Annotated in this window: 2 protein-coding genes; one reads left to right on the top strand and one right to left on the bottom strand. The window is 74.4% G+C overall.

Annotation, left to right across the window (positions count from 1 at the left end; genetic code table 11):
• Nucleotides 1-47: 47 nt before the first annotated feature.
• Complete coding sequence (locus tag ACWGH4_RS34405) at nt 48-719, bottom strand: pyridoxamine 5'-phosphate oxidase family protein (protein WP_453467752.1); 672 nt, start codon at nt 717-719, stop codon at nt 48-50.
• A gap of 23 nt (nt 720-742) precedes the next feature.
• Here ACWGH4_RS34405 and ACWGH4_RS34400 point away from each other — a divergent pair, with 23 nt between their 5' ends.
• The gene (locus ACWGH4_RS34400; RefSeq protein WP_453467750.1) at nt 743-2,074 is read left to right on the top strand and encodes an aminotransferase class I/II-fold pyridoxal phosphate-dependent enzyme; all 1,332 of its coding nucleotides are present in this window, start codon (nt 743-745) and stop codon (nt 2,072-2,074) included.
• Nucleotides 2,075-2,246: the final 172 nt, after the last annotated feature.

Here is a 2,246-nt window from a genome sequence, read left to right as displayed (position 1 = left end):
GGCCGCGGCTCATGCACCGGCGCGGCGCGTCAGAGGTAGGCGGCGCGTCAGAGGTAGGCGGGGAGCGGCGTCGACGGGGAGAGGTCCGGCGCCGGGTCCGGCAGGCCGCGGGTGGTGGTGACGGGGACGACCCCCGCCCAGTAGGGAAGGTCCAGATCGGCCGGGTCGTCGTTCGGGCCGCCCGTGCGGGTCTTCGCCGACACCTCCGCCAGATCCAGGCGGAGTACCGCCGTCGCCGCCAGTTCCTTGGCGTTCGCCGGGCGGGAGTCGGTGGAACGGCCGGGAACGACATGTTCCACGAGAGCGTCGAGGGCGGTGCGCTTCTCCGACGGGTCGGTGACCTGCCGGGCGGTGCCGTGGACCACCACCGAGCGGTAGTTGAGCGAGTGGTGGAAGGCGGAGCGCGCAAGGACGAGTCCGTCGACATGCGTCACCGTCAGGCACACGGGCAGCCCCGGGTCCGCCCCGCCCGCCATCCGCAGGGGACGGGACCCGGTCGATCCGTGGACGTACAGCCGCTCGCCGACGCGGGCGTACAGCGTCGGCAGGACGACCGGGGCTCCGTCGCGGACGAACCCGAGGTGGCAGACGTACGCCGTGTCGAGTATCGAGTGCACCGATTCACGGTCGTACGATGCCCGCTCCCGGGAACGGGTGGGAATCGTCCGGTCGGTCGGCTCGTACGGGGCTTCCGCGGTCTCCGGCATTGCGGTCTCCATTGCACTAGTGCATAATGTCTTTTGTGCTAGGAGAGTATCGGATCGTTGGGCGGCGTGCATCCGAGATCGCCGCGAGCATCGAGCGGGCAGTGGGTTCCGGAGAGCTCGAACCGGGCCGACTGCTGCCCCCGATGAGGGAGTTGGCCACAGAACTGGGGGTGAACCCGAACACCGTCGCGGCCGCCTACCGGACCCTGCGCGAACGGGGAGTGATCGAGACCTCCGGCCGCCGGGGCAGCCGGGTGCGCCCCCGCCCGGCCAGTACCGCGCGCGGATCGATCCGGGTCGACGCACCCCCCGGCGTGCGCGACCTCGGCGAGGGCAATCCGGACCTGGCGCTCCTGCCGCCGTTGCGCGAGGCGCTCGCCGCAGCCGCGGGACGGCACGCCGAGGAACCCGGACTGTACGGAAGGGCGCCGCTGGACCCCGAGTTCGCGCGCCTCGCACGCGCGTCGATGGACGCCGACGGGGTCCCTGCCGGGCCGCTCGCCGCCACCTCCGGATCGCTGGACGCCATCGAGCGGGTGCTCGCCGCGCATCTGCGGCCCGGCGACGCGGTCGCCGTGGAGGACCCGGGCTGGGGAAGTCTGCTCGATCTCGTCTCCGCACTCGGCCTCAAGCCGCTGCCCGTCGCACTCGACGACGACGGGCCACTGCCCGGGGAGGTGGAGCGGGCGCTCGGGGCGGGAGCCCGCGCGATCGTCGTCACCGACCGGGCGCAGAACCCGACCGGCGCGGTCCTGAGCCGCGAGCGGGCGGACGAACTGCGTGCCGTGCTCGCACGGTTCCCGAGCACCCTGCTCATCGAGGACGACCACGGGCACGCCATCGTCGACCAGCCGCTGCACCCCCTCGCGGGGCCGACCGACAGCTGGGTGTTCGTGCGCTCCGCGGCCAAGGCCTACGGGCCCGATCTGCGGGTCGCCGTCCTCACCGGGGACACCGTCACCATCGACCGCGTACAGGGGCGGCTCGGCCTCGGGCCCGGCTGGGTCAGCCGGCTGCTGCAGCACACCGTCGCGCATCTGTGGGCGTCCGGCGTCGTCGACCCCGCCGCCGTCGCCCGCTCCTACGGTGAACGGCGCGACGCTCTGATCGGCGCGCTGGCGCGGCGGGGTGTCGAGGCGCGCGGCCGCAGCGGGATGAACGTATGGGTGCCCGTCCAGGACGAGACGGGAGCGGTGGCGCGGCTGCTGCACGCCGGGTGGGCGGTGGCTCCCGGGGCGCGTTTCCGGATGTCGTCGCCGCCCGGAGTCCGCCTGACCGTCTCCGACCTCACGGCCGCGGACATCGAGCCGCTCGCCGACACGGTGGCCTCGGCGGTCGGCCCGGTGCCCGCCCGCAGCTACGGCTGATCCGGTGCTGATCCGGACGGTGGGCGGTGTCGGCGGTCGGTGACGGTACGCGACGCCGAGGGTCCCGTCGCCGGTGCGGCCGCCCGGGAGCGGGCCGCCCGCCGCCGAGGTCCGGGGCCTCGCGTTCGCTTCGGGGGCGCCGGTGCCCCGGGGCTTCGGGTCGGCTCCGGGG

Source organism: Streptomyces sp. NPDC054847, assembly GCF_053610925.1.
The sequence above is the reverse complement of the archived record's forward strand: the minus strand, read 5'-3'. Positions and strand labels throughout refer to the sequence as shown.

What these genes read in the sequence shown, in the direction of transcription:
- ACWGH4_RS34405 (WP_453467752.1), bottom strand. Translation starts at nt 719, where the DNA reads ATGGAGACCGCAATGCCGGAGACCGCGGAAGCCCCGTACGAGCCGACC.